This window comes from Harryflintia acetispora, assembly GCA_004340125.1.
Lineage (GTDB): Bacteria > Bacillota > Clostridia > Oscillospirales > Ruminococcaceae > Harryflintia > Harryflintia acetispora.
Window position 1 is genome coordinate 147,404 of sequence record SLUK01000006.1, and the last position, 26,841, is coordinate 174,244.

General features: G+C 62.0%; 21 protein-coding genes. 17 read left to right on the top strand and 4 right to left on the bottom strand.

Annotated features, from left to right (window positions below):
- Positions 1 to 108: 108 nt before the first annotated feature.
- The 4 genes from rlmB (at position 109) to EDD78_RS08375 (ending at position 6,518) form a co-directional block, all read left to right on the top strand.
- Positions 109 to 876, top strand: coding sequence for a 23S rRNA (guanosine(2251)-2'-O)-methyltransferase RlmB (gene rlmB / locus EDD78_RS08365; protein WP_079698819.1), 768 nt, complete (start codon positions 109 to 111; stop codon positions 874 to 876).
- A gap of 37 nt (positions 877 to 913) precedes the next feature.
- Entirely contained in the window at positions 914 to 4,147 is a 3,234-nt protein-coding gene (locus EDD78_RS13975; RefSeq protein ID WP_165873163.1) for a hypothetical protein, read from the top strand.
- Positions 4,148 to 4,236: 89 nt separating this feature from the next.
- Positions 4,237 to 5,025, top strand: a complete 789-nt coding sequence (locus EDD78_RS13980; protein ID WP_165873164.1) for a biotin--[acetyl-CoA-carboxylase] ligase — start codon at positions 4,237 to 4,239, stop codon at positions 5,023 to 5,025.
- A 251-nt stretch (positions 5,026 to 5,276) separates the two neighbouring features.
- Positions 5,277 to 6,518 (top strand): hypothetical protein, encoded by a 1,242-nt coding sequence (locus EDD78_RS08375; protein ID WP_132084646.1) that lies wholly within the window; start codon positions 5,277 to 5,279, stop codon positions 6,516 to 6,518.
- Between the two features lie 57 nt (positions 6,519 to 6,575).
- Here EDD78_RS08375 and serS read toward each other — a convergent pair whose 3' ends face one another.
- Positions 6,576 to 7,859, bottom strand: a complete 1,284-nt coding sequence (gene serS, locus EDD78_RS08380) for a serine--tRNA ligase (RefSeq protein ID WP_132084647.1) — start codon at positions 7,857 to 7,859, stop codon at positions 6,576 to 6,578.
- A 393-nt stretch (positions 7,860 to 8,252) separates the two neighbouring features.
- Between serS and EDD78_RS08385 the strand changes: the two genes are divergently transcribed.
- Together EDD78_RS08385 and fucO are read left to right on the top strand one after the other, a co-directional pair.
- Positions 8,253 to 8,804: a TetR/AcrR family transcriptional regulator C-terminal domain-containing protein gene (locus EDD78_RS08385; protein WP_132084648.1), complete on the top strand. Its 552-nt coding sequence runs from the start codon at positions 8,253 to 8,255 to the stop codon at positions 8,802 to 8,804.
- Between the two features lie 133 nt (positions 8,805 to 8,937).
- Positions 8,938 to 10,086: a lactaldehyde reductase gene (gene fucO / locus EDD78_RS08390; protein WP_132084649.1), complete on the top strand. Its 1,149-nt coding sequence runs from the start codon at positions 8,938 to 8,940 to the stop codon at positions 10,084 to 10,086.
- Positions 10,087 to 10,139: 53 nt separating this feature from the next.
- Here fucO and EDD78_RS08395 read toward each other — a convergent pair whose 3' ends face one another.
- Positions 10,140 to 10,847: an alpha/beta hydrolase gene (locus EDD78_RS08395; RefSeq protein ID WP_350308583.1), complete on the bottom strand. Its 708-nt coding sequence runs from the start codon at positions 10,845 to 10,847 to the stop codon at positions 10,140 to 10,142.
- A gap of 197 nt (positions 10,848 to 11,044) precedes the next feature.
- Between EDD78_RS08395 and EDD78_RS08400 the strand changes: the two genes are divergently transcribed.
- From EDD78_RS08400 to rpsR, 6 genes are all read left to right on the top strand, one after another.
- Positions 11,045 to 11,467, top strand: a complete 423-nt coding sequence (locus EDD78_RS08400) for a MarR family winged helix-turn-helix transcriptional regulator (RefSeq protein ID WP_079698826.1) — start codon at positions 11,045 to 11,047, stop codon at positions 11,465 to 11,467.
- 15 nt (positions 11,468 to 11,482) lie between these two features.
- Positions 11,483 to 13,462, top strand: a complete 1,980-nt coding sequence (locus tag EDD78_RS08405) for an MATE family efflux transporter (protein WP_132084650.1) — start codon at positions 11,483 to 11,485, stop codon at positions 13,460 to 13,462.
- A 178-nt stretch (positions 13,463 to 13,640) separates the two neighbouring features.
- Positions 13,641 to 15,449 carry a peptidoglycan DD-metalloendopeptidase family protein gene (locus EDD78_RS08410; protein ID WP_132084651.1) on the top strand — a complete coding sequence of 603 codons (1,809 nt, stop codon included), beginning with the start codon at positions 13,641 to 13,643 and terminating at the stop codon, positions 15,447 to 15,449.
- Between the two features lie 160 nt (positions 15,450 to 15,609).
- On the top strand, positions 15,610 to 15,975 hold the full coding sequence (rpsF, locus tag EDD78_RS08415; RefSeq protein ID WP_341455981.1) for a 30S ribosomal protein S6: 366 nt from the start codon (positions 15,610 to 15,612) through the stop codon (positions 15,973 to 15,975).
- 30 nt (positions 15,976 to 16,005) lie between these two features.
- Positions 16,006 to 16,461 (top strand): single-stranded DNA-binding protein, encoded by a 456-nt coding sequence (locus EDD78_RS08420; protein WP_079698830.1) that lies wholly within the window; start codon positions 16,006 to 16,008, stop codon positions 16,459 to 16,461.
- A gap of 41 nt (positions 16,462 to 16,502) precedes the next feature.
- Entirely contained in the window at positions 16,503 to 16,745 is a 243-nt protein-coding gene (rpsR, locus tag EDD78_RS08425; RefSeq protein WP_079698831.1) for a 30S ribosomal protein S18, read from the top strand.
- Positions 16,746 to 16,863: 118 nt separating this feature from the next.
- On the opposite strand, the gene EDD78_RS08430 is transcribed toward rpsR, so the two are convergent.
- Complete coding sequence (locus EDD78_RS08430; RefSeq protein WP_132084652.1) at positions 16,864 to 18,885, bottom strand: Ig-like domain-containing protein; 2,022 nt, start codon at positions 18,883 to 18,885, stop codon at positions 16,864 to 16,866.
- Between the two features lie 414 nt (positions 18,886 to 19,299).
- On the opposite strand from EDD78_RS08430, the gene EDD78_RS08435 reads away from it, so the two are divergent.
- The 3 genes from EDD78_RS08435 to EDD78_RS08445 all read left to right on the top strand — a co-directional run bounded on the left by EDD78_RS08435 (position 19,300) and on the right by EDD78_RS08445 (position 25,121).
- The gene (locus EDD78_RS08435) at positions 19,300 to 21,456 is read left to right on the top strand and encodes a S41 family peptidase (RefSeq protein ID WP_132084653.1); all 2,157 of its coding nucleotides are present in this window, start codon (positions 19,300 to 19,302) and stop codon (positions 21,454 to 21,456) included.
- 65 nt (positions 21,457 to 21,521) lie between these two features.
- Positions 21,522 to 23,570, top strand: coding sequence for an ATP-dependent DNA helicase RecG (gene recG, locus EDD78_RS08440; protein WP_286170809.1), 2,049 nt, complete (start codon positions 21,522 to 21,524; stop codon positions 23,568 to 23,570).
- A 231-nt stretch (positions 23,571 to 23,801) separates the two neighbouring features.
- Positions 23,802 to 25,121 carry a hypothetical protein gene (locus tag EDD78_RS08445; protein ID WP_132084655.1) on the top strand — a complete coding sequence of 440 codons (1,320 nt, stop codon included), beginning with the start codon at positions 23,802 to 23,804 and terminating at the stop codon, positions 25,119 to 25,121.
- A gap of 54 nt (positions 25,122 to 25,175) precedes the next feature.
- Here EDD78_RS08445 and nagB read toward each other — a convergent pair whose 3' ends face one another.
- On the bottom strand, positions 25,176 to 25,904 hold the full coding sequence (gene nagB / locus EDD78_RS08450) for a glucosamine-6-phosphate deaminase (RefSeq protein ID WP_132084656.1): 729 nt from the start codon (positions 25,902 to 25,904) through the stop codon (positions 25,176 to 25,178).
- 321 nt (positions 25,905 to 26,225) lie between these two features.
- Between nagB and EDD78_RS08455 the strand changes: the two genes are divergently transcribed.
- Together EDD78_RS08455 and EDD78_RS08460 are read left to right on the top strand one after the other, a co-directional pair.
- Complete coding sequence (locus EDD78_RS08455; RefSeq protein WP_132084657.1) at positions 26,226 to 26,648, top strand: hypothetical protein; 423 nt, start codon at positions 26,226 to 26,228, stop codon at positions 26,646 to 26,648.
- Positions 26,645 to 26,841 (top strand): hypothetical protein (locus EDD78_RS08460; protein ID WP_132084658.1); only part of this gene is annotated, 197 nt, incomplete at its 3' end. The genes EDD78_RS08455 and EDD78_RS08460, both read left to right, overlap by 4 nt.

Below are 26,841 nucleotides of genomic sequence, written 5' to 3' on the forward strand. Positions count from 1 at the left end.
AGCGGCAAATTACGCATTGTAATATTGTGGCAGACTGTGCTATAATAGCCATAAGTGGCTATTATACGGTTTTTATGGCCGCAACGCGACGGAAAGGTGGACATTCGCATGGCGGATCAGAGGGAAGGCGGCGCTTACGAGCGCCAGTATGTGGTCGGGCGCAACCCGGTGTTGGAGCTGCTGCGCTCCGGGCACGAGGCGGATACCCTCTACCTGCAGCAGGGCGAGGCGCAGGGCAGCCTGCGCCTGATCATCGCGCTGGCGCAGGAGCGAAAGATCCCCATCAAGCGCGTCAACGACCAGAAGCTCTCGGCCATCGCCGGGGGCGCGTCCCACCAGGGGGTGGCGGCGGCCCTGCCGGGCCACCCGTACGCCACGATGGAGGACGTCTGGGCCAAGGCGGGGGACGAGCCGCTCTTTTTGATCGTCGCCGATGAGATCGAGGATCCGCACAACCTCGGCGCCATCATCCGCACCGCCGAGGCCGCGGGCGCGCACGGGGTACTTATCCCCAGCCGCCGCTCGGTCTCGCTCACGCCGGTGGTCGCCAAGTGCGCCGCAGGCGCGCTGGAATATATGCCGGTGGTCCGGGTCACCAACCTGGTGTCGGCCATCCGGGAGCTCAAGGAGCGCGGCGTGTGGGTTTATGCCGCGGATATGGACGGAGAGGATTACCGCGCCTGCAATATGGATGGCGCGGCCGCATTGGTCATAGGCTCGGAGGGACGGGGCGTTGGCCGGCTGGTGAAGGAAAGCTGCGACAAGGTCGTGTCGCTGCCGATGTACGGCCGGACCAATTCGCTCAATGCCTCGGTTGCCGGGGGGATTTTGATGTATGAGATCGCGCGGCAGCGCAGCGCTGCAAAGAGGGGCTAGCCTCCAGCGCGGTCGACTCAAAAGGGGAACTTGAGAAATGAACGGAAACTACGATATCGACGCGATCCTCGAAGAGGTAAGGCGCAAGCGGGAACAGGAGCGCATGCAGGCGTATGACGGCCGCGCGCCCTATCCGCCGGAGAATGCGCCGCAGGGCTATGCGCCGCCGCGTGCGGCCCCGCGGGAGAGCTATCCGCAAAATGATAACTGGCGGCAGGAGGACTATGCCCCCCGCCGCGCGCAATATGAGCAGCCGCGGGAGGAGTATCCGCCGCGGCGCTACGAGCAATATGAGGAGCCCAGGCGGGAGGACTACGCCCCGCGCCAGGGCCGGGGTTACGACGAGCCGCGCTATGAGCAGCGCGGATATGAGCCGGAGCGGCGAAAGCCGCCCCGGGAGGAATACCGCCCCTACCGGGAGGAGTACCGCGCCTCCTATCCGCCCACCCCGCGCGGGAACGCGGGATATGAGGAGCCCTATCCGGCGCGCGGCTATGCCCCGGAGGAAAGGGCGCCGCGCCAGGGGGGCTTCCAGTTTAGCCCCACCCAGAACACCACCGACTTTGCGCCGCCCGTCCCGAGTGCCCCGGGGGGTTACCGCGCCCCGGCCCCGTCGCGGGAGAGCTATCGCCCGGCGGCGCCGGCGCCCCGGGAGGAATACCCGCCGCGCCAGTATGAGCAGCCCTACGACGAGCCCGGGCGCTATCAGCCCGATCAGGGCTCCTATTCCCAGCAGGGCGGCTACGGCCAAAACAGCCGTTATCAGGGCTATCAGCCCGAGCCATATAATCCGCCGGCGGCGCCCCGGCAAAATTATCCGCCGCAGACGCCGCAGTTTTCCGCCGCCCCGTCGAGTCCCTCCGCGGCTCCCGCCACCCGGCGCACCCCAAAGCCCTCGATGGACGACCTGCTGCAAAACTTCGGGGAAGGGGTAGGGCTCGGCAAGGGGATCGACCCCGAGCGCCCGCCCATTCAGCCGCGGCGCAGCGCGCCGATCGTCGGCGCGCCGGTGGTTTCCCCGGCGCCCGAGATGGAGACGCTTTCCTCCCCGGTGGTGAGCGTTCCGGTCTATACCCCGCCCATCCCCTGTGCGCCGGCCTTCGATCCGGCCCCCGCCTCGCCGCGGGAGGGCGGCTATCAGGCGCCGTCCGCGGCTCCTGGCAATTTTAATTTTAACATCACCCAGCCGACAGGGGAGTTTAATCCCCCGTCGCAGGGCTCTTTTTCCGGGAGCGCCGGCGCGCCGGTGAGCGCCCCGGTCATGGCCCCGCCTGCCGAGAGCGAGCCGGTAAGCCAGCCGGTTTATACCCCGCCGCCCGAGGCGACCACGGTAGTGCCCCCGGTGAACGAGGCGGCGTCTGATTTCTCCGTGCCGCAGACGGCGGGGCAATCCCCCTTCGCGCCGCCGGCGGATGAGGCGACCAAGCTGCTCGGCGGGGAGGAGCCGCTCCCCCAGCTTCCGGTGGAGCATCTGCCGCTCGACCCGGAGGACTTCCAGGACGACGTGGACTACGACGAGCACGGCACGCCCGCCGACACGCTTAGCAGCGAGGAGGAGCGCGGGGCCATCCGCGCGGACATCAAGCGCGCGCAGATGGGGCTTCGGGTGCGCTTCGCGCTGACCACGGCCGCCTTCGTGGGGCTGCTTTACCTCGCGTTTTCCTTCATCTCCAAGGCCTTCCCGCTGCCGCCGATCATGCTGCCCGAAAATCCGGACACGGTGCGGATGTTCATGATCGTCAACGTGGCGGTGGTCGCGATCACCATGCTGATCAACAGCTCGACCATCGGCGGGGGGCTGGTGAGCATGTTCACCTTCAAGGCGGACAACGATTCGCTCATCTCGCTCGCCATGATCGCGGCGATGGCCCAGGGCGTGGCCCTGGTCGTCACCCCTTCCGCCGCTTCAGAGGTCGGGGTCCAGCTCTACTACTGCGTGCCGGTGCTGGGGCTGCTCTTCAACATCGTCGGCAAAATGATGATGATGTCCCGCATCGAGCGCAACAGCCGCTTGGTCTGCTCGGACCAGGAGAAATACGTCATGCGCACCATCAAGAGCCCGGACTTTGCGCGCGAGCTCTCCCGGGGCCTGCCGCTCGACCTGCCCGAGATCACCTACTCGGTCAAGACCAAGTACGTCTCCGGCTTCCTGGAGGCGTCCTACGCGCAGGACTATGCCGAGAGCATCAACCGCGTGCTGGTGATCATCTGTCTGCTCGCATCGATCGCCGTGTCGGTGATCAGCTACTTTGTGGGCGGCAGCCTCTACGTTTCCCTCACGGTGCTCAGCGGCCTGCTGGCCGTCTGCGCGCCCTTCACCTCCACCATGGTTGGGAACATGCCGATGCTGCGCGCGGCCAAGAAGCTCACCAAGGCCGGGACCGTCATCGCGGGCTACCCGGTGGTCGAGGAGTACAACTCCGTCAAGGCGGTCACCTTCAAGGCCAAGGAGCTCTTCCCGCCCGACAGCATTACCCTAAGCTCGATGAAGGTGTTCCAGGAGAGCCTGATCGAGCAGGCGATTCTCGATGCGTGCAGCGTCATCTGCGCGACCGATTCGCCACTGGCCCCCATCTTCCAGGGGATGCTCGGTGGGAACAGCAAGATCCTCAAGGAGGCCGAGAACATTGTCTTCGAGGATTCGATGGGCCTCTCCGCCTGGGTGGACGGCAAGCGTGTGCTGATCGGCAACGCGCAGCTGATGCAAAACCATGGGGTGAGCACCCCCTCGAAGGACTATGAGGAGCGCTACGTCGGGGAGGGGAAGGACATTCTCTACCTCTCGAACTCCGGCGAGCTGATCGCGATGTTCGCCCTGTCCTATGGCAGCGACAAGCGGGTGGCCCCGGTGCTGCGCGAGCTCTCCGAGCGCGGGGTGGCGCTGATCGTCCACTCCACCGACCCGAACATCACGCCGGGAAAATTGTCTATGCTCTACAGCTATCCCGAGCATTTCATCAGGATCGTGCCCGCCAGCCTGCACGCCGACTACGAGCGGGTGATGGCCCCGCGGGGGCGCGCCCATGCGTCGATCGTCTACTCCGGCTCGATCATGACCATGCTGCGGGCGCTGGGGATCATCCCGCGGATCAAGTCGGCGGTGACCATCGGCACCGCGGTGCAGCTGCTTTCCACCGTGATCGGCTATGCGATCATCACCTTCTTCGCCTTCTTCGCGGGGATGGCGAACATCACCTTCACCCTGCTGCTGTGCTATCAGCTGGTCTGGACGGTGCTGGTGGTGCTCCTGTCCAATCTGCGCAGGATTTAATCAAACTGAAAAAAAGCACCCGCTTCCTCTTGGAAGCGGGTGCTTTTTTCGCTATAATAAGGGGAGACTCTGCGAAGGAGGGGAACGCCGTGCTGCAGCGCGAAAAGCTCGTTTCGGCCCTGAAGGGTGATTTTTTCAGAGATAATCTGGTTTTGCTCGAGGAGGCCGCCTCGACCAACCTGACATTAAAGGAGCTGGCGGCGAAGGGCGCGCCCGAGGGCACCGCCGTTTTCTGCGAGCGGCAGAGCGCCGGGCGCGGGCGGCTTGGGCGCAGCTTCCATTCCCCGGCGGGCGAGGGGATTTACCTGAGCGTGCTGCTGCGCCCAAGGGGGGAGCTCACGCAGGCGGCGGCGCTGACCTCCCTGGCGGGGGTCTGCGTGGCGCAGGCGATCGAGGACGTCTGCGGCCTTGCCCCGGGGATCAAGTGGGTCAACGATGTGCAGGTCGGCGGCAAAAAGGTCTGCGGGATTCTGATCGAGTCGGTGATCGAAAACGGGGTCCCTGCCTGGCTGGTGCTGGGGATCGGGATCAATGTCAATAATGATCCTTCCGCCTTCCCGCCCGAGCTGCAGGAGGTGGCCACCTCGCTTCGGGCCGAGGCGGGGCAGCCCTTCGAGCGGGAACGTTTGGCCGCGGCGCTGCTGGACCGGCTGGAGGAAAGCTACCGGGGGTTCCCGCAAAACCTGCCCCTGATCCGGCAGGAGTGCCGCCGTCGGATGGTCACCCTCGGCCAGCGGGTGGTGATCCGCTCACAGGAGGAGTGCGGGGTTTTCCTGGCCGAGGACATCGACGAGCAGTTCGGGCTGATCGTGCGCGACGCGAACGGGGAGCGGCAGACCCTGCGCTCGGGCGAGGTGAGCGTACGCATGGCGCCATAGGCGCCAAAGTGCCATAGGCGCCGGGAAAATAGCCCCAAGAAAAAAGACCGTAAGCATAGATAGCTTGCGGTCTCGTTTTCATTTCTTTTCGCGCAGGGGTGGAACAAAATTCCCAACCACTGACATTCTTTTCCTAATTATATCCTCTTTTGGCGAAAAAAGCAAGGAAATCCAGCGCTTTTTGCCTCTTGCCCTCTGAAGAGCGGCCGCAAGCTATCTATACTAGCGGTCTTATTCAGAAGGTGAATTCTATGAAAAAACGGTGGGTTTTGGCGGCGCTGGCCTTTTTCCTGGCGGCCGGCGTCAGGGCTGGGGCGGCGGACAGCGGGGTAACGGTCACGGTGCGGGACGGCTATGCCTGCGACTACGGGGTCAATATCCCCTTTACCCGCTCTTCGGGGACGGTCGACTACACCTTTTCCCTCTTTGAGGGGAGCTATGCTTCCGGCGCGCCCGAAGTGACGGCGGCGGTGGAGGTTACCCCCACCTCGCCGGTAAATGTCTACCTGCCGCTTTGCTACGACCCGACCGGGCCGAGCACCTGGACGCTCAAGGTCACTGCCCACGCGGCGCCCGGGCGGGCGGCGTTCGACCGGGAGGCGACGGCTGTCAAGACCTTTACCACCACGCCCACCTGCGGCTGCCCCGCCGGGACGGCGGGGGCCTACTATGCGGGGGACGGGAGTGTGCAAAGCCCCTTCCGGGTGAGCGTCAGGGAGCAGCTCGACCATGTGGAAAACCATCTCTCCGCAAGTTTCTTGCAGGTGAACGACATCGACGGCGGTGGGAGCTTCGCGTCGATCAGCAACTTTCGCGGAACTTACGACGGCGGCTGGCACCGGATCAGGGGGTTAAACGAGCCCGTGTTTGCGCAGCTCACCGGCGCGACCGTCCAGCGCCTCGGGATCGAGGACTCCACCGCGCTCTTCTCCCCCTACCGGGAAACACAGGGCAGAAACTCCGGCGCTTTGGCTTCCACGCTCGACGGCAGCATTATCCGCGACTGCTACGCGCTCAACTGCTCCGTCAGCGGCTATCAGGCCGGCGGGCTGGTCGGATGGTTTAATTCGAGCACCATTGAACGCTGCTACGCCTTGGGGGTCGAGGCGGTGTCCTGCGGTTATCCCGGCGGGCTGGTCTCCCGCTCGGACGGCAGGCTGCAGATCACGGATTGCTACGCGGTACCGGCTTCCCTTGCTTCGACGGAGTTCGGCACATCCGCCCTGTTCGGAGAGACCACCGGCGGCGCTGTTGCGCTCAGCAAATCCTACTGGTGCACCTCGGCCGTCTCCAACGGCGTTGGAGAAGCGTTCCGGGGCGGAAGCATATCGGTCGATTCCTACTCCAAGGGCTACCCCCTCGAGGGCTTCTCCTCGCTCGGGAACTTCACCGGCTTCGACGAGGCAAACTGGACCATCCGCAGCATGGCCGTCAACACCGCCAGCGGCAGCGTGACGGCCGGGGTGCCGGTGCTGCGAAAATTCTACGAGTAGGGTTTCCGTTAAAAAGGTGCCCCGCCAGAATGGCGGGGCACCTTTTTAACGAATCTTCTATTTCCCGATAAACTCCTTGCCGCCCATGTACATGCGCAGCGGCTGCGGGATGGCGATGGTGCCGTCGGCCTGGAGATTGTTCTCCAGGAATGCGATCAGCATGCGCGGCGGGGCCACCACCGTGTTGTTGAGGGTGTGGGCGAAGTAGTTCTTCCCCTCCTTGCTGCGGATCCGGATCCCCAGCCGGCGCGCCTGCGCATCCCCTAAGTTGGAGCAGCTGCCCACCTCGAAATATTTCTTCTGGCGCGGGCTCCAGGCCTCGACGTCGATCGACTTGACCTTTAAGTCGGCCAGGTCCCCCGAGCAGCACTCCAGCGTGCGCACCGGGATGTCCATCGAGCGGAAGAAATCGACGGTATTGTTATAGAGTCTTACGAACCAGTCCTTGCTCTCCTCGGGCCTGCAGACCACGATCATCTCCTGCTTCTCAAACTGGTGGATCCGGTAGACGCCCCGCTCCTCGATCCCGTGGGCGCCCACCTCCTTGCGGAAGCAGGGCGAATAGCTCGTCAGCGTCTGGGGCAGGGCGTCCTCCTCCAGGATGGTGTCGATGAACTTGCCGATCATCGAGTGCTCGCTGGTACCGATGAGATAGAGGTCCTCGCCCTCGATCTTGTACATCATGTTTTCCATTTCCGCGAAGCTCATCACGCCGGTGACCACGTTCGAGCGGATCATGAACGGCGGGACGTAGTAGGTGAAGCCACGGTCAATCATGAAGTCCCGCGCGTAGGAGAGGATGGCCGAGTGGAGCCGCGCGATGTCCCCGCACAGGTAATAGAACCCGTTGCCGCTGGTCTTGCGCGCCGAGTCGAGGTCGATCCCGCGCAGGCTCTCCATGATGTCCACATGGTAGGGCACCTCGAAGTCGGGCACCTTCGGCTCACCGAAGCGCTCGACCTCGACGTTCTCGCTGTCGTCTTTCCCGATGGGCACGCTCTCGTCGATGATGTTGGGGATGACGAGCATGCGCTTGCGGATTTCGGCGGTGAGCTCCTCCTCGAGGCGCTCGGTCTCCTCGAGCTCCTGGGCGATGGCGGCGACCTTTTCCTTGGTCCGCTCGGCCTCCTCCTTTTGCCCCTTGCCCATCAGCATGCCGATCTCCTTGCTGATGGATTTGCGCTGGCTGCGCAGGTTGTCGCATTTGCCCTTCGCCTCGCGGAAGCGCTTGTCCATCTCGACGACCTCGTCCACCAGGATCAGCTTCTCGTCCTGGAACTTCTTTTTGATGTTCTCCTTGACCAGCTCGGGATTGGTGCGCAATAGATTGATATCCAGCATTTTCTAGTCCTCCCTTATTTTCTTACAAAATGAAAAGAGTCCCCGACCCATACACCGTATGGGACGAAAGACTCCGCGTTGCCACCCAAATTGCGGGCCGAAAGCCCGCCGCTCGTTGGTACGATAAGGGGTACCGCCCCTCCGGCTCGTCGCCGGCCGCTCGGGAAGTGGATAAGCCGTCTCTCCCGCCGGTTCGCACCCGCCACCGGCTCTCTGTTTGGAAGGGATGGGGCCATAGCTTCCTTCAAACGCATTTGCCCTGATTCTGTTAGGATTGGGAACTGTTCCCTATTATATACAATTTTCCCGCGGGTTGCAAGCAAAATGGATGAATCCGCCCTCAAAATATGATAAAATAATGCCAAAAGGGATCAATCGTAAGGAGGCGGCTGCATGAAGGAGCAGGACAAGACGAAATACGAGTTGGCCGGGGCGATCAAGACGCTGATGGAGCACGCCGAACTCGACAGGATCACCGTCAAGGACATCTGCACGCAGTGCGGCCTGTCGCGCCAGACCTTCTACCGCAATTTTAAGGACAAATACGACCTGGTCAACTGGTACTTCGAGCGGCTGGCGCAGCGCTCTTTCAAGCAGATGGGGGTCAGCTATACCCTGCGCGAGGGGCTGCTCAAAAAGTTTTGCTTCATCAAGGCCGAGCGCAGCTTCTTCGCCCAGGCCTTCAAGTCCCGGGACTGCAACTCCATCCTGGCCTACGACTACGAGAGCATTTTATCCCTCTACACCGGGATCATCACGAGAAAGACCGGCCGCCCGCTCGAGGGGGATATCCGCTTCCTGCTCGAGATGTACTGCAAGGGCTCGATCGACATGACCGTCAAGTGGGCCACCACCGGTATGCGGCAGCCTCCCGAGGAGATCGTCGACCTGCTCATCGAGGCCATGCCCGAGCGGCTGCGGCTGCTGCTCAGCGGTCTGCAATAGTTACACCTTGGCCCGGTTGTCACAAAAGTGACAGCCGGGCCAATTTGTCACTTGCAGCCGGGTTTTTATATTGTTATTATTTTATCAGAACCTGAGGATTTCCTTAAAAATATAAGAAACGGAGTGGTTATTTATGGTCAATCGGTTTATACTCAATGAAACCTCCTATCACGGCGCGGGCGCGATCCAGAGCATCGCTTCCGAGGTCAAGGGCCGGGGGCTCAAGAAGGCCTTCGTCTGCTCCGACCCGGATCTGCTCCGGTTCGGCGTCACCCAGAAGGTGACCGCGGTGCTCGAGGAAGCGGGTCTGCCCTACGAGCTCTATAGCGACATCAAGCCGAACCCGACCATCGAGAACGTCCAGTCGGGAGTCGCCGCCTGCAAGGCCTGCGGGGCGGACTATATCATCGCCATCGGCGGCGGCTCCTCGATGGACACCGCCAAGGCGGTCGGGATCATCGTCACCAATCCCGAGTACGCCGACGTGCGCAGCCTCGAGGGGGCCGTCGAGACCAAGAATAAGTGCCTGCCGATCATCGCCGTGCCGACCACCGCGGGCACCGCGGCCGAGGTCACCATCAACTATGTCATCACCGACGCCCAGAAGAACCGCAAGTTCGTTTGCGTCGACCCGCATGACATCCCGGTGGTTGCCGTCGTCGACCCGGACATGATGTCCAGCATGCCGAAGGGCCTGACCGCCTCGACCGGCATGGACGCGCTCACCCACGCGATCGAGGGGTATGTCACCGCCGGGGCCTGGGAGCTTTCGGACATGTTCCACCTCAAGGCGATCGAGATCATCGCCCGCTCGCTGCGCGGGGCGGTGGAGAATACCAAGGAGGGCCGCGAGGGGATGGCGCTCGGCCAGTACGTCGCGGGCATGGGCTTCTCGAACGTGGGGCTGGGGATCGTGCATTCGATGGCCCATCCGCTCGGCGCGCTCTACGACACCCCGCACGGGATCGCCAACGCGATCATCCTGCCGACCGTGATGGAGTATAACGCCCCCGCCACCGGGGAAAAGTACCGCGACATCGCCAAGGCGATGGGGGTCGAGGGGACCGAGACGATGAGCGTCGAGGAGTACCGCAAGGCCGCTGTGGACGCGGTGCGGAATTTAGCCGCCGACGTGGGGATCCCGCAGAACCTTCGCGAAATCGTGAAGAAGGAGGACGTGCAGTTCCTCGCCGAGTCCGCCTATGCCGACGCCTGCCGCCCGGGCAATCCGCGCGAGACCAGCGTCGAGGAGATCAAGGAGCTCTACCTCTCCCTCCTTTAAAAAAGACAGAAGAAATCCCCAAGGACCGCGGTCCTTGGGGATTTTTCCGTTATTTAGAGATTTCTCTTTAACCAACCTTCATAGTAGGCGAGCTGCCCGGGGGTGTGGAAGTAGTGCTCGCCGCCCTCGAGGACGTCCAGCTTGCAATGAAAGCGCTCCGCGAAGGCCTGGATGTCCCCGCGGCCGCTCATGTCGTCCCCGCTGCCGCACAAAATAGCGGTGGGCGCGTCCCAGCGGGTGACGGGGTGCTCTGAGACATATCGGTAATAGTCCCAGTAGAGCGTCTGCCCGATGGGGGTGGGGATTTCGCCCTCGGCGCGCAGCCGCCCGGGCGTGACATGAAACTGCGCCATCATCCCCTCGATGATTTTTTGCATGTCGACGACGGGGGAGAGGAAGAGGCAGCGCTCCAGCGGCAGGCCTTGGCAGGCGAGCAGGCCGAAATAGGCCCCCATGCTGCACCCGAAGAGGCCGACGCGCTTCCAGCGCTCCCGCGCGTAGCGCAGCACCCCGCACAGCTCCCAAACACAGGTCTGCACCTTGCAGGGGATGCCCTCCTCCCTGCGCGCCCCGTGCCCGGGCAAATCGAAGCTCAGTACCTGATAGCCCTTTGCGGCGGCGTGTTCGGCGAGCAGCCGGATAGGGGTGTCCGTCTTGCTCGAAAAGTTCCCGTGGACGGCGACGATGACCTCCTCTTGCCCCTTGCCCCAGAGGGCGGCGGGAAGGGCGCCAATGGTAAATTCCGTTTGGATCAGCTGCATAGCAAAATACTCCGTTCCGCCCGCTCGCGGGCCTGATAATCCCCAGTTTACGGCCTGCGCGCGGCGTTGTCAACCGGCCCGCAAAATTTCTATGGGCAGGAAGAAAAAGGGTTGACAATCAAAAAAGCGGTGATATAATTAAAATAGTTTAATTAAATATATTTAATTAAAAAGTTGAAAGTAAAAGGAGAGAGGTCATGCTCGAGGAACTATGGGGGAAGCTGTACGACAAGATCACGCTCAGTTATTATAAAAACCTTTTTCGGGAGCCGGAGTCGGGTTACACGTCGCTCAGCTCGCTGGAAGGCAGCTGCCTGGAGGTGATCTACCTTCTGGGCAAGCCGACGGTGAGCCAGTTTGCGTCCTTTTGCCGGATGTCCCTGCCCAACGCGACCTACCGGGTGAACAGCCTGGTCAAGAAGGGGTATCTCCAAAAGGAGAGCTCACAGAAGGACAAGCGGGAGACCCATCTTTTGGTGACCGAGAAATTTATGAAATATTACTGCATCAACGACCGGTACATGGACCAGGTGGAGCAGGGAATCCGGGAGCGCTTCAGCTCCGACGAGCTCGCCCAGCTCGACCGGATGCTGCGGGTCATTGTGGAGGAAATTCTTTAGAACAGGAGAGGTAGGATGAATTCAAACGAAATCCTGCACGGGAACATTACAAAAACCTTTTTTAAATACGTTTCGGCCAACGTCTTCAGCATGATCGCCATGTCGGTCTACTTCCTGGCGGACACCTTCTTCGTGGCCAACGGCGTGGGCGCGCAGGGGCTGGTGGCGCTCAATCTGGCGCTGCCCGCCTATGGGCTGATCAGCGGCGTGGGCCTGATGATCGGCACCGGCGGCGCCACCCTATACGCCATCTCGCTGGGCGCGGGAGAGCGCGAGCAGGGGAACCGGCTCTTCACCCAGTCGCTGGTGATCTCGGTGGCCTTCGGCTTCCTTTACATGATCGCCATGCTGGCGCTGCTCGACCCGTTCTGCCGCATGCTCGGCGCTTCGGGCGAGGTGCTGCCCATGACCAAGGAATATGTGCGCACCATCCTCTTCTTCTCCTGCGCCTTTATCGCGGACAACATTGTCTGCAACTTCGTGCGCAACGACGGCGCGCCGCGGCTGGCGAGCATCGCGCTGGTGGTGGGGAGTCTGGCGAACATCGTGTTGGACTACGTGTTTATCTTCCCGCTGGGGTTGGGGATGTTCGGCGCGGCGCTGGCGACCGGCACCTCGCCGGTGATCAGCGTGCTGATCTGCTCGATCCACTTCCTGCGGGGGAAAAACAACTTTAAGCTCGAGCGCTGCCGCTTCTCGCCCCGCCAGCTCGGGCGGATCATAATCACCGGCTTCCCGGCGTTTGTCAACGAGATGTCGATCAGCACCGTGATCCTGGTCTTCAACATGATGATCCTGCGCCTGGCGGGGGACATCGGGGTGGCGGCCTACGGGATCGTGCAGAACATCGTCACCGTCTGCAACGCCATCTTCACCGGGATCGGGCAGGGCGCCCAGCCGGTGATCAGCCAGAACTACGGCGCGCGCAACCAGGCCAGGGTGAAGAAGGCGCTGCGCCTGGCCTGCTCCTTTGCCCTCATCGTGGGGGCCGCCGTCTACCTGTGCTGCGCCCTCTTCGCGCGGCCGCTCGCCGGGGCCTTCAACCAGGCGGGCACGCCGGGGCTGACCGAGCTGACGATGCGGGGGATGCGCCTTTACTTCCTGGCCTTCTTCTTTTTGGGGCTCAACATCGTGTTCACCCTCTTTTTCGCATCCATCTCGCGGCCGAAGCCCTCGCTGGCGCTGTCGGTGCTGCGCGGGTATATCGCCATCCTGCCGACCGTGCTGATCCTGCCGCGCGCGCTGGGGCTGGACGGCGTCTGGCTCTCCTCGCCGGTGGCCGAGGCGATCACCCTGCTGGTGGCGTCCATCTGCGTGCTGCGCTTCTTTAAAGGCGATCCCGAGATGAACGCGCCGGAAAGCGATGAGGAGTACCGCTTCGTACCCTACTCGAGGCGCCATCTCAAGGAATGCGCCGAGATCGTGGCACAGACCTGGGACTTCACCGAGGGCTTTTGCGGCCTGCGCCGCCCCGGGCTGCTGTATGAGTACTATGTGCGCGACTGCGTGATCCCCTCCGAGCACACCGACGTCATCCTGGACCGGGAGGGGCATGTCATGGGGCTGCTCTTCGGCGGAAACGAAAAGGCGTCGCCCATGACGCGGCTTTGCTGGAAGCTGAAAAACCGCTGGATGCGCTTTACCCGTTGGCTCCACCTCTGTCTGGGGCATTTCGGCGGGCGCAAGGCGGCGCTGGCGGCGCTGCGGGGCCTCAAGGAGCACGACCGGATGGGGGAGGACACCGACGAAGAATTCGACAGCGAGATCAACCTCTTCATCCTCAGCCCCGAGGTGCGGGGCAAGGGCCTTGGTAAGCAGCTGATGGACCGCTACATCGATTTTTGTAAGGGACGCGGCCTGCACAGCTCATTTTTGTGGACCACCACCAACTGCACCTACAGCTTCTACGAGCGGTACGGCTACCAGCTCTATCGCAACAATCAGGGGGCGCTGGGAAACGGCGAGGACCTGATGATCTACTACCTGCGCTACTGAACGTGCAAACCGGCCGCCCGGGGTTTCCCGGACGGCCGGTTTTTTGTGGGTAGATGTGAAGGTTCCATGAAAAACGGGGTAAAAACGTTTACAAACCTTGTATTTTCCCATATAATAGAATAGTATGCCAATTTATGTGGTTTTTTAAAAGAAGTCAAAGCCGGGGAGGTGAAGGACAGTGAAGGAACGCAGGCGCGCGCGGCCCGAGCAGCACGACCCGCTGTTGCTGGGGCAGGAGGACAAGCAGGGCGGCGCCCCGGGGGACGGGGGGAGCGCGCTTTGGCAGGCGCTCTCGGACTGTCTTTCGATCCTCTTCCTGCTTGGCTATGCCGTTTGCTACAGCGTGGGGCAGATGTCGATCTACCGCATGCGCCGCATCCACCGCCGCCTGCTGCGGGTGCGCGCTTACCTGTACGCCTCACTGCGCCGCCAGCATGAGCAGAACCGCCGTGCGCTGCACCTGGCCAGCCGGGAGTGGCTGCGGCCCCTGCGCCAGTTCCTCTTGATTTTCACCTATCTGCGCAGCGCGCGGCAGCCGCTGCGCGAGGAGGACCGCCTCCCCACCGGCACGGTGGTGCGGGTGGTGGGCGGAAGGCTCCTGCACGCCTTCTGGCGGCTGCTCGTCACGCTCTTTAATATCCTCGCGCCCATCGCGGCCATCTGGTTTTTGGTACATACCGTGCAGTACTACACCTCGTTGCGCTACGGGCTGATGGTGGAGTACAACGGAGAGCAGCTCGGGATCATCGACAGTGAGGCGCGCTTCGACGAGGCGGAGGAGCTGATGCGCGAGCGCATCATCCACGAGGAATACCAGAGCCCCAACGACACCATCCCCCGCTTTACGCTGCAAATTATGGGGGATGAGGAGTACCTCGACACCCAGGAGCTGGCGGACAAGCTCATCCGCCTGTCCGGCAACGACCTGTTCGAGGCCTACGGGGTCTATATCGACGGGCGCTTCATCGGCGCGATGGCCGACTGCGACTGGCTGCTCACCGAGCTGGATCAGCGCCTGACGCTGGGCTACAGCGACCCGGAGACCGAGTCGGTGCGCTTTAGCCGCAGCTTCCAGGTGCGCCGCGGGCTCTATCCGGTCAGCTCGACCGTCGGCACGCAGGACATCTTCAGCCTGCTCGACTCCGAGGTGGCCGCCGAGCGGCGCTACACCGTGCAGGCGGGCGACATGCCGATCAACATCGCCAGGCACAACGGGATCTCCCTCGAGGAGCTCGAGAGGCTCAACCCCGGCGTGACCGAGAGCCTGATGCCCGGCGACAGCCTGCTCATCTCGGGGCGGGTGCCCTACCTGCGTCTGCTGAGTGTGCGCAGCGAGACGCTGCAGGAGGAGATTCCCTACACCACCAACCGCGAGGTGGACAACAACGAGCTGATCGGCTATTTTAGCGTGGTCACCGACGGCGAGCCTGGGCTGCGCGAGGTCGTCTCGAATGTGACCTATCTCGACGGGGAGCAGCTCTCCAGCGAGGTGGTCTCCAGCCGGATCATCAGAAACCCGGTGCCGCAGCACATCAATGTGGGCGGCAAGCGCCCCAGCGCCGAAATGCTGGGGGAAAACGACATCGTCGAGGACCTCGACGGCGGGATGTTCATGTGGCCGGTGGACGGCGGGAAGATCACCATGCCGATCTGGGGCTACGCGGGCCACACCGGGAACGACATCACCGCGATCCCCGCGGGCACCACCATCCGCGCGGCGGCGACCGGCACGGTCATTTACTCGGGCTATACCGCCTGGGGCTACGGGCGGCATATCATCATCGACCACGGCAACGGGATCCAGACCCTCTATGCCCACAACAGCCGCAACACCGTCCAGGTGGGCGATGAGGTGGTGCAGGGGCAGAAGATCGGCGAGGTCGGCCAGACCGGCAACGCCTATGGCAACCACTGCCACTTTGAGATCCGCAAAAACGGGCAGTACCTCGACGCGCGCGATTATATCGGCGCCGTCTGCCCGCGCTGACCGCAGTGGGAAAGTTGGAAAGAAAACTTGACGGAAAATCTTGACTTTCGGACGTGCCTTTGCTATAATTTATCTGTTGTACTGTGCTCTTAACGGGCGCGGTGCCATCCTTGCCCTGTACGCCAGATACAGGGCCAAAGTCCAAAAGGAGGTGTTTTACATGGCAAAACTAATGCAGAGCTATGAAACGATCATGGTGCTCAGTCCCAAACTGGGGGAGGAAGGCATCAAGGAGATGATCGAGCGTTTCACCAAGATCATCGAGGAGAACGGTACCATTGATTCGGTCGATGACTGGGGCATGCGCCGCCTGGCGTATGAGATCAAGGATCAGACCGAGGGGTACTACTACCTGATCAACTTCACCAGCGTTCCGTCCTTCCCGTCCGAGCTGGACCGCCGCTACAAGATCACCGACGGTGTCCTGCGCACCCTCATCGTGGCGAAGGAGCCTGAGTCTGAGAAGGCGAAGGAGAAGAAGCCCGAGGAGAAGAAGGCAGACAGCGAACCGGCGAGCGAGGAATAAGCTTGCCGCACAAGGCGCAGGAGGTTCAACATGATTAACAAAGCGATTCTCGTAGGAAGACTGACGGCGGATCCCGAGCTGCGTTCGACCCAGTCGGGCCTCTCGGTGGTGTCCTTTACCGTGGCCATTGACCGCAGATACTCCAATGGCGGCGAGCGTCAGGCCGATTTCATCAATTGCGTCGCATGGCGCCAGACGGCCGAATTCATCTCGAAGTACTTTAACAAAGGCAAGCTCATCGGGGTGGAAGGGTCGATCCAGACGAGAAATTATGAGGATAAGCAGGGCAACAAGCGCACCGCCGTCGAGGTGGTCGTGGACAACGCCAGCTTCATCGGCTCCAAGGCCGAAAACGGCGGCGGCTCTCCCTCCTACACGAATTTCGATGCGCCAGCCAGTCAGCCCGCCGCGCAGCCGGTCTCTTACCAGAGCGGCAGCGTGGATGACTTCCAGGAGATCACCAGTGATGAGGACCTGCCGTTCTAAGTGGGAACGGGGTCAAAACCTGTAGTAAGGAGGATTCAGCCATGGCTATGGATAGAGAAAGAGGCAGAGGCAGAAAGGGCAGACGTAAGGTTTGCGCGTTCTGTGTGGATAAGGTCGAGAACATCGACTACAAGGACGTCGCCAAGCTGCGCCGGTTTATGTCCGAGCGTGCGAAGATCATGCCCCGCCGTGTGGTCGGCACCTGTGCGCGCCATCAGCGCCAGCTGACGGTCGCCATCAAGCGTGCCCGTCACATCGGTCTGCTGCCGTTTGTCAGCGACTAAGAGATTCATTAAACAGGAGCCCCCGGCGAAATCGCCGGGGGCTTCTTTCTGTGCGAGAAAAGCTGCCGGGCGCTTCGCAGTATTGCGAAGCGCCCGGCAATCGGTTTTGGAGGAAGCGCTATTTACGGGAGAGCAGGCCGTCGCTGATGACGACGGTGTCGCCCTTTTGGGTGGCAAAGTGCAGGAAGCCGTTGGCGTCGACAAAATACTGCGGATTGTCGATCAGGCTGTAGGAGTTGGAGGCGGGATCATAGCTGTAGAACCTGAGGTTTTCGACCTTCATGCTCTCCAGGTTTACCCGTACCGCGGCCTGGATTTCCATCCCGAAGCTGCCGGCCTGGCTAAACTTGACAAACTGGCACTCGTTTCTGAAATACTTGTCGAACAGGGTGCGCGCCTTCGCATCGTCCGTCTTGGCGCCGAGCTTGATGTCCCCTCCCAGATTGGCGGCCTGTGCCGCGTCGATGTAGAGCCGGGCCTGGATTTTGCCGCCGACGGTCGAATCTGCTAGCAGGCGCACCTGCTCGCCGCCCGCCTTCTTGGCGGCCTTCAGCATGTCCTCAAAGACCTTCGGGCTGGCCGAAAGGGCGTTCTTGATTACCACGTCCGCGGATTTCTGATCGTTCTTCAGCGCGGCGGCGACCGCCTTGCTGGTCTGGCTGGTGACGGTGGAAGAGGTCAGGGCCTTGCCGGCCACAGAGGAGGATGTGCCCGAATTGCTGGCGGCATAGGGATTGCCGGTGTTGCCCCAGACATTGCCGCTGCCGCCGCCCCCGCCGTGGCTGCTGGAGCCCGAGGAGCCGCCCGGTGTGGGTTGCGGGTCCGGATCGGGAGTGGGTTCAGGGTCGGGGGTCGGTTCGGGCTCCGGCTCGGGTTCGTTATCTCCCACGGCCACCGCGCAGCTGCCGTGCTTGCCGCCCGCCGTGGCGGCGATGGTGGTGGTCCCGTCCTTGAGGGCGGTCACCACGCCATTGTCGTCAACCGAAGCGACCGCATCGTCGCTGGAGGACCAGCTGACCGACGGGGACTCGGCCTCCTCGGGATTCATTTTCACGGTAGCCGTGAGCTCGGCCGATTCGCCGATGGTGAGCTTCAGGGTCACGGGGGAGACCTTCACCTCGGCGACGGACGGCTCCTCAGGCTCCACGGGCGGGGTGTAGCTCTCGCGGGTCACGGTGACGGTTTCGAGCTTGAGCAGCTGGAAATCAGACGAGGAGCTGCCCTTGTACCAGTCGATGTCCAGGGTCCAGGACTTCTCCCCGGTCAGCCCGGCGACGGTGTTGTCGCTGCCCCTGAGCGCGACGGGGAAGTAATGCAGCAGCCCTTGGCTAGTCGCGCCGGTGGGCGGGTCGGCATCCTCGAGCTTGACGATCTCGCCGCCGATCTTAACGGCGGTGGCGTCCTGGGGCTTCTCGATCAGCAGGTCGACGTAGACGCTGTCGGCGTCCGCCCCGAGGTCTACGTTCGGATCCTGATCACCCGGCCAGGTGATCTCCTCGCCGTAGGCGAAGCGCGCAGTGCCCTCGCCGGTCTGCAGGGTGATCCCCTCGACGGTGGTGTTATACTGCGAAAGCCTGTCGGCGGGCACCTTGGTGCGGACCGAAGCGTCGGTGCTGCCCTCGCCGGAATATGCCGCACGGGTCACTGTGACCATCTCGGTGGACTTGAGCGTGTAGCCGCCGGACGAACCGGTGAACCATTTGACCGTCACTTCCCAGGTCTTGCCCTCGGCGTAGGCGTAGTTTTGGCTGTCGATCGTCTGCCCGACGGGGAAGTATTTTAGCATCCCGGTGGGGGTGGTGCCGTTGGCGCTGTCGTCCAGCGCGACCGGCTCGCCGTCGATCTCGACGGCGGTTACATCGTCGGACGGACGGGTGATGAGCAGGTCGGCGTAGATCGTGCTCTTGACCCCGCCCAGGTCGGTGTTCGGGGTCTGGGTCGGCCAGGAGATGGAGTCCTCGTAGGAATAGGTGATCTTCCCGGCCTCTTTTTCAAATTTCACGCCGGTGACGATGGTATTGTGCTGGCTCAGCCGGTCGGCCGGGACTGCGGCCGCCTCGGCGTCCGCGGCGCCGCCACCCAGGGCGGTGCCCAGCGCCATGCTGCATGCCAGCAAGAGCGCCAGCATTTTTTTCTTCATAATGATCTCTCCTTTTTCTTTATCTACCCAACCGCTTGGCGGTCCGATATCCCTGCCGCGTGACTAAATCTACAGCTTTGGCAAGCCAGATACTGGAGAGGAAACATGTGAATCTGCACAAAAAAAGTCGCCTGCCCGTAGATCAGGCAAGCGGCAAATTCTGTTTTGGAAAATAAAAGGGGATAAATTCATACATTATATATAAATAATTTAAAAAAGATAATATGTGTACTATTAATTATGCACATATTCTCCTTTTGTTCGTATTATACGCGATAACCTTAGATCTGTCAATCCATGGAAGAAAAATTGGAAGCGGCTGGGCAAAATTTTGTGCGGCCCACTTTCAATTTCTCTTAACATTTGGCCTGTCCCGGCCTGTTATAATAAAAGGAAAGGAAGGGGGATGGGAAAATGAGCGCACGTAATCCGGGCCGCATGGCGGCGTTGGTGCTGGCGGCGGCCTTGGCGCTCGGCGCCTGCGCGGGGGAGGAGGCTGCGCCTAAGGGGGAGGCCCCCTCTTTGGCCGCCCCGGCACCGGGCTATTCCCAGGAGAAGCCGGCGCCGTCCGCGCCGGAAGCGCCGTCCTACCAGCCCGAGGTGCCGGACGTCGCGCAGCTGCTGCGCCAAAGCCGGCGGCGCAACCCCGATACGGTGGGCTGGCTCTACATCCCCGACACGGCCATCAACGAGCCGGTGCTGCAGACCAGCGACAACGACTACTACCGTTTCCACGACGGGGAGAAGAACTACCGCGAGAGCGGCAGCGTTTTTGTGGACTATGAGTGCACCCTCGGCGACGGGCGGGGCGGGACCTTTTCGCAGAACACCATCCTCTATGGGCACAACCTCGGCAACCCGCGCGGGGTAAAGGATGATCCGCAGGGGGAGCGCTTCGCCCAGCTCATGCACTTCACCGACGAGACGTTTGCCGGGAGGCATCCTTATTTCTTTTTCATTACCGAGCAGGGGGTGCAGACCTATGAAATCTTCGCCGTGGCCTATCTCGACGCCAACACCGAGCCGGTCAGCTACATCCTGCCCGAGTATCCGGCGGCAGCCTTTTCGCTGCTGATCGAAGACATGAAGCGCCGCTCCCTCTATGACTACGGCGTGCCGGTGGGGGGAGAAGATAAGGTCATGACCCTGTCCTGCTGCTCGCACAAGTACGGCAGCGAAAAGGAGAACCCCTACCAGCGCTTTGTGGTGATGGGGCGTCTGATGGAGGACGGGCAGCCGCGGCAGGAGACGGCGCATCTGCGGCGAAACGGGCAGCCCAAGGAACCGGATTTCACGAAATATTCCACCGAGATCACCCCCGATGAGCGGATCGCCGCGCTCAATTGGCAGAACCTCGGCGGCGGGCAGATGGCCGAAGACTTCGACGCACTCTTTAAAACGCTTGAGGAAAACTACCCCTACCTCCAAAGCCTTGAGCAAAGGCTCGGGATGACGCGGCAGGAGCTTTATCAAAAGCTGCGCCCCCAGATTGCCGCCACCGGCAGCGACGGGGATTTTTACACCGGGCTGCACGACCTGCTCACGGGCACGTTTAAGGGCCTTGGCGGCCTGCGCCTGGAGGACGACCCCTATCGCTTCCCCGAGCTCGCCGGGGAGTATCAGGCCCGGGCGGGGGAGAGCAGGCTCATCTCCCAGCTTTCGGCGCTCTATAACAGCGCGCAGGCGCGGGAGAGCTACCAAAAGCTCGGCGAGCCCTACGGGCTGATCGACACCTACAGGAGCGTCTATTCCCAGATGCAGTATACCAAGACCTCCTGGGATTACCGCCCCGCACCCGCCCGGCCGCAAAATCCGGCGCTGCCGCAAAATCTGCGCTCGAATGGGAACGTGCAGGCGGGGCTCTACGAGGACGGGAGGATTGCCTATATCCGGATTCCGGACCTGTCGGAGGAGAGGATCGGGCCGGACCGGGAATTCCTGCTGGACTTCTACCGGCAGGCGGCGGGGGCCCAGTCGGTCATCCTCGATTTGTGCGGCAGCACGGGGGACAGCCGGGAGTATGTGGACGGGCTTCTGCTTGCGCCGAATATCCGGGAGCCGCTGACGCTGCGCTACTGGCAGCTTTCCCGGGCGGGGGAGCAAAACAGCAAATTTTTCGACTTCTCCGACCCCGCGTGGCGGCCGGTGTCCGAGCTGCCCCGGCTGTTTTGGCCGGGCGGGGGGATCGGCGGATTTACCCATGCCCGCCTGCTCGAACGGCGGGTGGAGCCTGCCGGGCCGGGGCCGGGAGGGCGGCTCTACCTGCTCACCGACGGGCGGGGCGAGCGCGCGGCCCGCTATGCCGCCACCATGATGAAGAACGGGGGCCTGGCCACGCTCATCGGGACGTGCCCGGCGTCCGGAGGACTTGAGGAGGAGCCGGCGGCGCTGGCCCTGCCCCAGAGCGGCTGGATCGTGCGCTACAGCGCGGACTATACCCTCTTGCCGAATGGGTCCTGCTCCAATCTTTCTGGCGCGCGCCCCGATGTCGCCGTCGATCCTGCCAAGGAAACCCCGCTTGCCGCCTGCCTGCGGGTGATTTCCGAGGGCGGCGGGGGATTCCCCCAATAAAGTCTTGCCGAAGGGGGCGGCTTTGGGGTAAAATGGAAGCGAAGATTTTGAAGGGAGGTGGAAAGGTGGATCCGCAGAGCAGCATACAGTACCTCAAAGGGGTGGGCCCGGCGAAGGCGAAGCTCTATGAAAAGCTGGGGGTGCGCACGGTGCGCGACCTGCTTTACCACTTCCCGCGGGATTATATCGACCTGAGCCGCCCGGTGCCGGTGCGCGAGCTGCAAAGCGGCGAAAGCTGCGCGGTGCGCGCCACCCTGGTGCGCAAGCGGCCCGAGGCGCGCATCCGCCGTGGGCTTTCCCTCTTCAAACTGACTGCTGTGGACGAGAATGGCGACGAGCTGGCGGTCACCTTTTTTAACGCCAAATATACCGTCGAGGGGCTGAAGCTCGAGCAGGAATATCTCTTCTACGGCCGGGCCGAGGGACTCCCGAAGCCCGCCATGGCAAGCCCGATGGTGGTGGACCCCGCGCAGCTCGGCGGGCAGCCGGGGCTGCTGCCGGTCTACCCGCTGACGGCGGGGCTCAGCGCCAAGTCGGTCTCGCAGAACATGCGCCAGGCGCTGCAGGCGGCCAAGTGGCTGCAAGACCCCATCCCGCCGCAGGTCCGGGAGGAGCAGGGGCTCTGCCCCCTGGAGGAGGCGATCGCCGCCATCCACTTCCCGCAGTCCCGGGAGCAGTGCCAGCGCGCGCGGGAGAGGCTGATCTTCGAGGAGCTCTTCACCCTCTCGCTGGCGCTGCGCTCGATCCGCGGACGGGAGCGCGCCAGCACCGAGGTGCGCATAGCGCCGTTTTCGCCCGGGCAGTTTTATGCTTCGCTGCCCTTCGAGCCGACCGGGGCGCAGTGCCGGGCGGTGGAGGAAATCTGCGCGGACCTGACGAAGGGAACCCCGATGAACCGGCTGCTGCAGGGGGACGTCGGTTCGGGCAAGACCCTCTGCGCGGCGGCGGCGTGCCTCGCCGCGATCGAGAGCGGGTACCAGTGCGCCGTAATGGCCCCGACCGAGATTCTGGCGCGGCAGCATTACGACACCTTCCGCTCGTTTTTGGAGCCGTCCGGGTGCGGGTGCGTGCTGCTGACCGGCTCGATGGGTGCCAGGGAGCGCCGCCTGGCCGAAGAGAGGATCGAAACCGGCGGAGCCAAGCTCTGCGTGGGCACCCATGCGCTGATTTCGGGCGGGGTGCGCTTTCATAAGCTGGGGCTGGTGATCACCGACGAGCAGCACCGCTTCGGCGTGGGGCAGCGCGTGGCGCTGCAGCAAAAGAGCGAAAACCCGCATGTGCTGGTCATGTCGGCCACTCCCATCCCGCGCACCCTGGCGCTGATCATTTACGGGGATTTGGATATTTCGGTGCTCGACGAGTGCCCGAAGGGCCGCCAGCAGATCGACACCTTCTGTATCAGCACCAAGAAGCTCCCCCGCGCGTACAATTTCATCCGCGGCCTGCTCGACGAGGGGCGGCAGGCGTATATCGTCTGCCCCCTGGTCAGCGAGGACGAGGAGGGAGGAACCGACTTGCCCGCCGCCGAGCAGCTGGCGAAAGAGCTGATGGAGGGGGAATTCCGGGGCTATCGGGTGGGGCTGCTGCACGGCAAGCAGCGTCCAAAGGAGAAGGAGCAGATGATGGCCGCCTTTAAGGAGGGGGAGATCCAGCTTCTGATCTGCACCACCGTGATCGAGGTGGGAGTGGACGTGCCAAACGCCGTGGTCATGCTCTGCATGAGCGCCGAGCGCTTCGGGCTCTCGCAGCTGCACCAGCTGCGGGGCCGGGTGGGCCGGGGCGAGCACAAGTCATACTGCATCCTCGTCTCGGACGCGCGCGGGTCTCTGGCCAGGGAGCGCCTGAGCGCCATGTGTCGCACCACAGATGGGTTTGCCATCTCCGAGACCGACCTGCGGCTGCGCGGACCGGGTGACTTCTTTGGCCAGCGCCAGCATGGCCTGCCGCAGATGAAGATCGCGGACATGGCCGAGGATGTCGGGGTACTGCAGCAGGCGCAGGGCGCGGCGCTCGGGGTGCTGGCTTCTGACCCGCTCTTGCAGCAGCCCCAGCACAAGGCTCTGCGCCTGGCCTGCGAGCGGATCATTGAAAACGTCGGGCAGAGGCCGAACTGAATATAGACATAAAAAAGACCGCCAGTAAGGTTTACTGGCGGTCTTAACGATTTGTGGTTTACCCCGAAATTCACAGGAAAAAGCCGGGATCCTGAAAAACTACCTTGATTTTACCATATCCTTGAAAATATTACAAGCGTTTTGCTCATCTGTGCCCGCCGGTGACGGAAATCCCGCCCCATTTTGACCGGAAGTAAACCTTTCTAGCGGTCAAGAAGGCGAGGAAGATTGATGAAAAATGTTGGCTTTTGTGTGCGGCTCCTGCTGCTTTGGCTGGCGCTGCCCACGGCGGCCGCAGGAGCGCAGGCCGTCGCCTATCAGAGCGTGCGCGGGATCGAGGTGGAATTCACCCCCTCTCCCCGCACCGGGCGTTACCGGTTCGAGGTCTATGAGGCGGGGAGCCAAGAGGCTGTCTGCTCCAAGTCCTTCGACTCGCTCACTGGAGAGCAGAAGGTTTTCCTGCCGGTCGAATGTCTGCCGGAAAAGACCTATACGATCAAGGTCACCGCCCTGCCTGAGCCGGGGCGCGAGGGGCTGGACGTCGCCGCGAGCAAGGAGCAGGCGTTCATATCCCAGCCGGTCTGCGGGCATACTGCCGCGGAGGGCGGCTTCCTCTACGGCAGCGGCACGGCGGACGATCCGTTTATCGTTTCAACACCCCAACAGTTTGACCATGTGCGGCAACACAATGGAGGCAGCTTCTTGCAGACGCGCGACCTTGACTTCAGCTCCTTTGGCATCTTTTCTCCGATCTGGCCGAATGAGGATAGTGCGGGTAGTGAGAGCCATGTGGGCGGATTTTCCGGCATTTATGACGGAGGTGGATACATCATTCAAAATATAGTGGTTGGCAATGCCGAACACTATTGGAGGAATGGCCAGGCGGATGGTCGATACGGCTATCCGGCTTCCTTGTTCGTGGCAAAGGATATGACGCTTCGCAATCTTGGAATGGATGCCAGCTGCAAGATCGAGGGGAGCAGGGCCTATGCAGCTTCCTTTGTTTGCGGTTCGCGGGGCACTGCATCGCTGACCATTGAGCGTTGCTATAGTGAAGCGGATATCAACCTGCCCGCCATGACCTATTCTTTTTCCGGAGGGATATTTGCGGGATTTGGAAATAACATGACCATCCGGGACTGCTATTTTTCCGGGCGGATTACTGGGATCAACCAGACCGCCGGTATCAGTTCGCAGACGACGTCGGGAAGTATCGCTTGCTGCTATAATATTGGAAGCTGCACCAATGACAATGTTCCCGAGGCGGACGGAATACAGGGCTACACGGGGAATGTCGTATCCTCCTGCTACTCCATTTCCAATTGGCCGACCAGAAAGGGTAGCAATCTGGGGCAGGACGAATTCGCATTGCAGTCCAGCTTTGCCGGTTGGGATTTTGACAGCGTTTGGACAATGGGCAGCGTTACGCGCCTGGACTTGTCCGGCGCCCGCCAAACGATGGCGGCCCCGGTGCTGCGCGTTTTTGAGCAGCGGGACGCGGCTGCCGTTCGCGCGGCGGACTATACCGGACAGCTGTCCCTGGGCAATTAGTTTTTCACATAAAAAAAGTCAAGGACCATTGGTCCTTGACTTTTTGGCGTTAAATCATCCCAATAGTCCGGCGGCCGCCTCGTCCAAAACGACGGTGACGTCGGGATGGAGCTGAAGCACCGATGCGGGGCAGAGGGGGGTCACGGGGCCGTAGAGGGCATTTTTGGCGATCTCGCGCTTCTTCTCCCCATTGATGGCCAACACGATTTTTTTCGCTTGCATAATGGTTTTGATTCCCATGGTGATGGCCTGCCGCGGCACATCCTCCTCCCGCTCGAAGAAGCGGGAATTGGCCTCGATGGTGCTCTCGGTCAGGTCGACGCAGTGCGTGCCGGTGTCGAAAACGTCGCTGGGCTCGTTGAAACCGATGTGCCCATTGAGGCCGATCCCCAGCAGCTGTACGTCGGTTCCGCCCAGGGACTGGATCAGCTTGTCATAGCGCAGGCATTCCGCCTGAGCGTCCTTGGCAAGGCCGTTGGGCACGTGCGTGTTCGCCTTGTCGATGTTGACGTGGTCGAACAGGTTTTGGTCCATGTAATAGCGGTAGCTCTGGTCGTGCTCGGGTGCGAGACCAACGTATTCGTCGAGGTTGACCGTGCGCACCTTGGAGAAGTCGACGTCGCCCTTGTTGTACCAGTCGATCAGCTGCTTGTAGATCCCGCAGGGGGTGGAACCGGTGGCGAGGCCCAACACCGAATCGGCCTTGAGGATGATCTGGGCCGAAAGGATGTTGGCAGCCATGCGGCACATCCGCTCATAGGTTTTCTCTACGATTATTTTCATGCTTACCCACTCCTAAACGCTTGATAGGTTATCTATTCTTATTGTACCAATCCCCGCCATATTAGTCCAGATATAAAAAGAGCATTTTCACACCTTTTTTGTCTCGAATCGAAAAAGACCGCAAGCAATAACTGCTTGCGGTCTTGATTGTGCGTTTTTTGCGTAAAATCAGAAGAAAATCTCCAAGCTCTTCCATTCATTTCTAAGTATATCCTGTTTTGGTGAAAAATGCAAGGGGATTTGGAGGTTTTAAGCAGTATCCCGCGAAAGTTTTGGCCCCAAGAAGTTATTACTAGCGGTCTTTCTAAAGGGGACGAAAGCATGAAAAGAAAGCTGTTAGCTATCATCTTGGCCGCGCTGGCACTCTGTATGCTGGGCGGCTTTACGTTGGGGGGAAGGGGGGCGCGCAGCATTCCTGCGGGAATGCTGCTATCGGCTGACGCCGATGGCGCGTCTCACGGGGGGAATCATCCCCCCGTGGGCCCCCTAACTCTCCGAGGGGGACAGGAGGAGCTGGAAGTTTCTGAACAAAATATTTCCGCATTCATTACCGCCGGGAACCGCAAGGCCCTGAAAGAAATCTACACCGCGATGTACGAGGCCGGGGAGCTGACGGCCGGGGAATATGCCCTCGCGAAGCGGTGGGACTGGATCATCCCGGTGAGTGAGAAGATACCGCTCGACGACTTCGAGATCGATGTTGCGGGCATTCGCACCGGGACGGACGGGGGCGGTGCGCGATGAACCGCCGCCTTTGCAGCCTCGCGCTCGCGCTGTCGCTGACGGCGGGGCTCTACCTGCCCGCCGGGGCGACGCTCGGCGAGAGCGGGGGCTTCGATTACGAGCCCGCCCCGGTCCCCGGGGGGAGAACGGCCCGGGCGGCGCTGTTCTCCGCCGGGGCGGAGACGGAAGCGATCACCGTCAAGCTGGACAATAA

Coding starts and splice junctions, on each gene's coding strand:
- rlmB (WP_079698819.1), top strand. CDS start 109: ATGGCGGATCAGAGGGAAGGCGGCGCTTACGAGCGCCAGTATGTGGTC.
- EDD78_RS13975 (WP_165873163.1), top strand. CDS start 914: ATGAACGGAAACTACGATATCGACGCGATCCTCGAAGAGGTAAGGCGC.
- EDD78_RS08375 (WP_132084646.1), top strand. CDS start 5,277: ATGAAAAAACGGTGGGTTTTGGCGGCGCTGGCCTTTTTCCTGGCGGCC.
- serS (WP_132084647.1), bottom strand. CDS start 7,859: ATGCTGGATATCAATCTATTGCGCACCAATCCCGAGCTGGTCAAGGAG.
- EDD78_RS08385 (WP_132084648.1), top strand. CDS start 8,253: ATGAAGGAGCAGGACAAGACGAAATACGAGTTGGCCGGGGCGATCAAG.
- fucO (WP_132084649.1), top strand. CDS start 8,938: ATGGTCAATCGGTTTATACTCAATGAAACCTCCTATCACGGCGCGGGC.
- EDD78_RS08395 (WP_350308583.1), bottom strand. CDS start 10,847: ATGCAGCTGATCCAAACGGAATTTACCATTGGCGCCCTTCCCGCCGCC.
- EDD78_RS08400 (WP_079698826.1), top strand. CDS start 11,045: ATGCTCGAGGAACTATGGGGGAAGCTGTACGACAAGATCACGCTCAGT.
- EDD78_RS08405 (WP_132084650.1), top strand. CDS start 11,483: ATGAATTCAAACGAAATCCTGCACGGGAACATTACAAAAACCTTTTTT.
- rpsF (WP_341455981.1), top strand. CDS start 15,610: ATGGCAAAACTAATGCAGAGCTATGAAACGATCATGGTGCTCAGTCCC.
- EDD78_RS08420 (WP_079698830.1), top strand. CDS start 16,006: ATGATTAACAAAGCGATTCTCGTAGGAAGACTGACGGCGGATCCCGAG.
- rpsR (WP_079698831.1), top strand. CDS start 16,503: ATGGCTATGGATAGAGAAAGAGGCAGAGGCAGAAAGGGCAGACGTAAG.
- EDD78_RS08430 (WP_132084652.1), bottom strand. CDS start 18,885: ATGAAGAAAAAAATGCTGGCGCTCTTGCTGGCATGCAGCATGGCGCTG.
- EDD78_RS08435 (WP_132084653.1), top strand. CDS start 19,300: ATGAGCGCACGTAATCCGGGCCGCATGGCGGCGTTGGTGCTGGCGGCG.
- EDD78_RS08445 (WP_132084655.1), top strand. CDS start 23,802: ATGAAAAATGTTGGCTTTTGTGTGCGGCTCCTGCTGCTTTGGCTGGCG.
- nagB (WP_132084656.1), bottom strand. CDS start 25,904: ATGAAAATAATCGTAGAGAAAACCTATGAGCGGATGTGCCGCATGGCT.
- EDD78_RS08455 (WP_132084657.1), top strand. CDS start 26,226: ATGAAAAGAAAGCTGTTAGCTATCATCTTGGCCGCGCTGGCACTCTGT.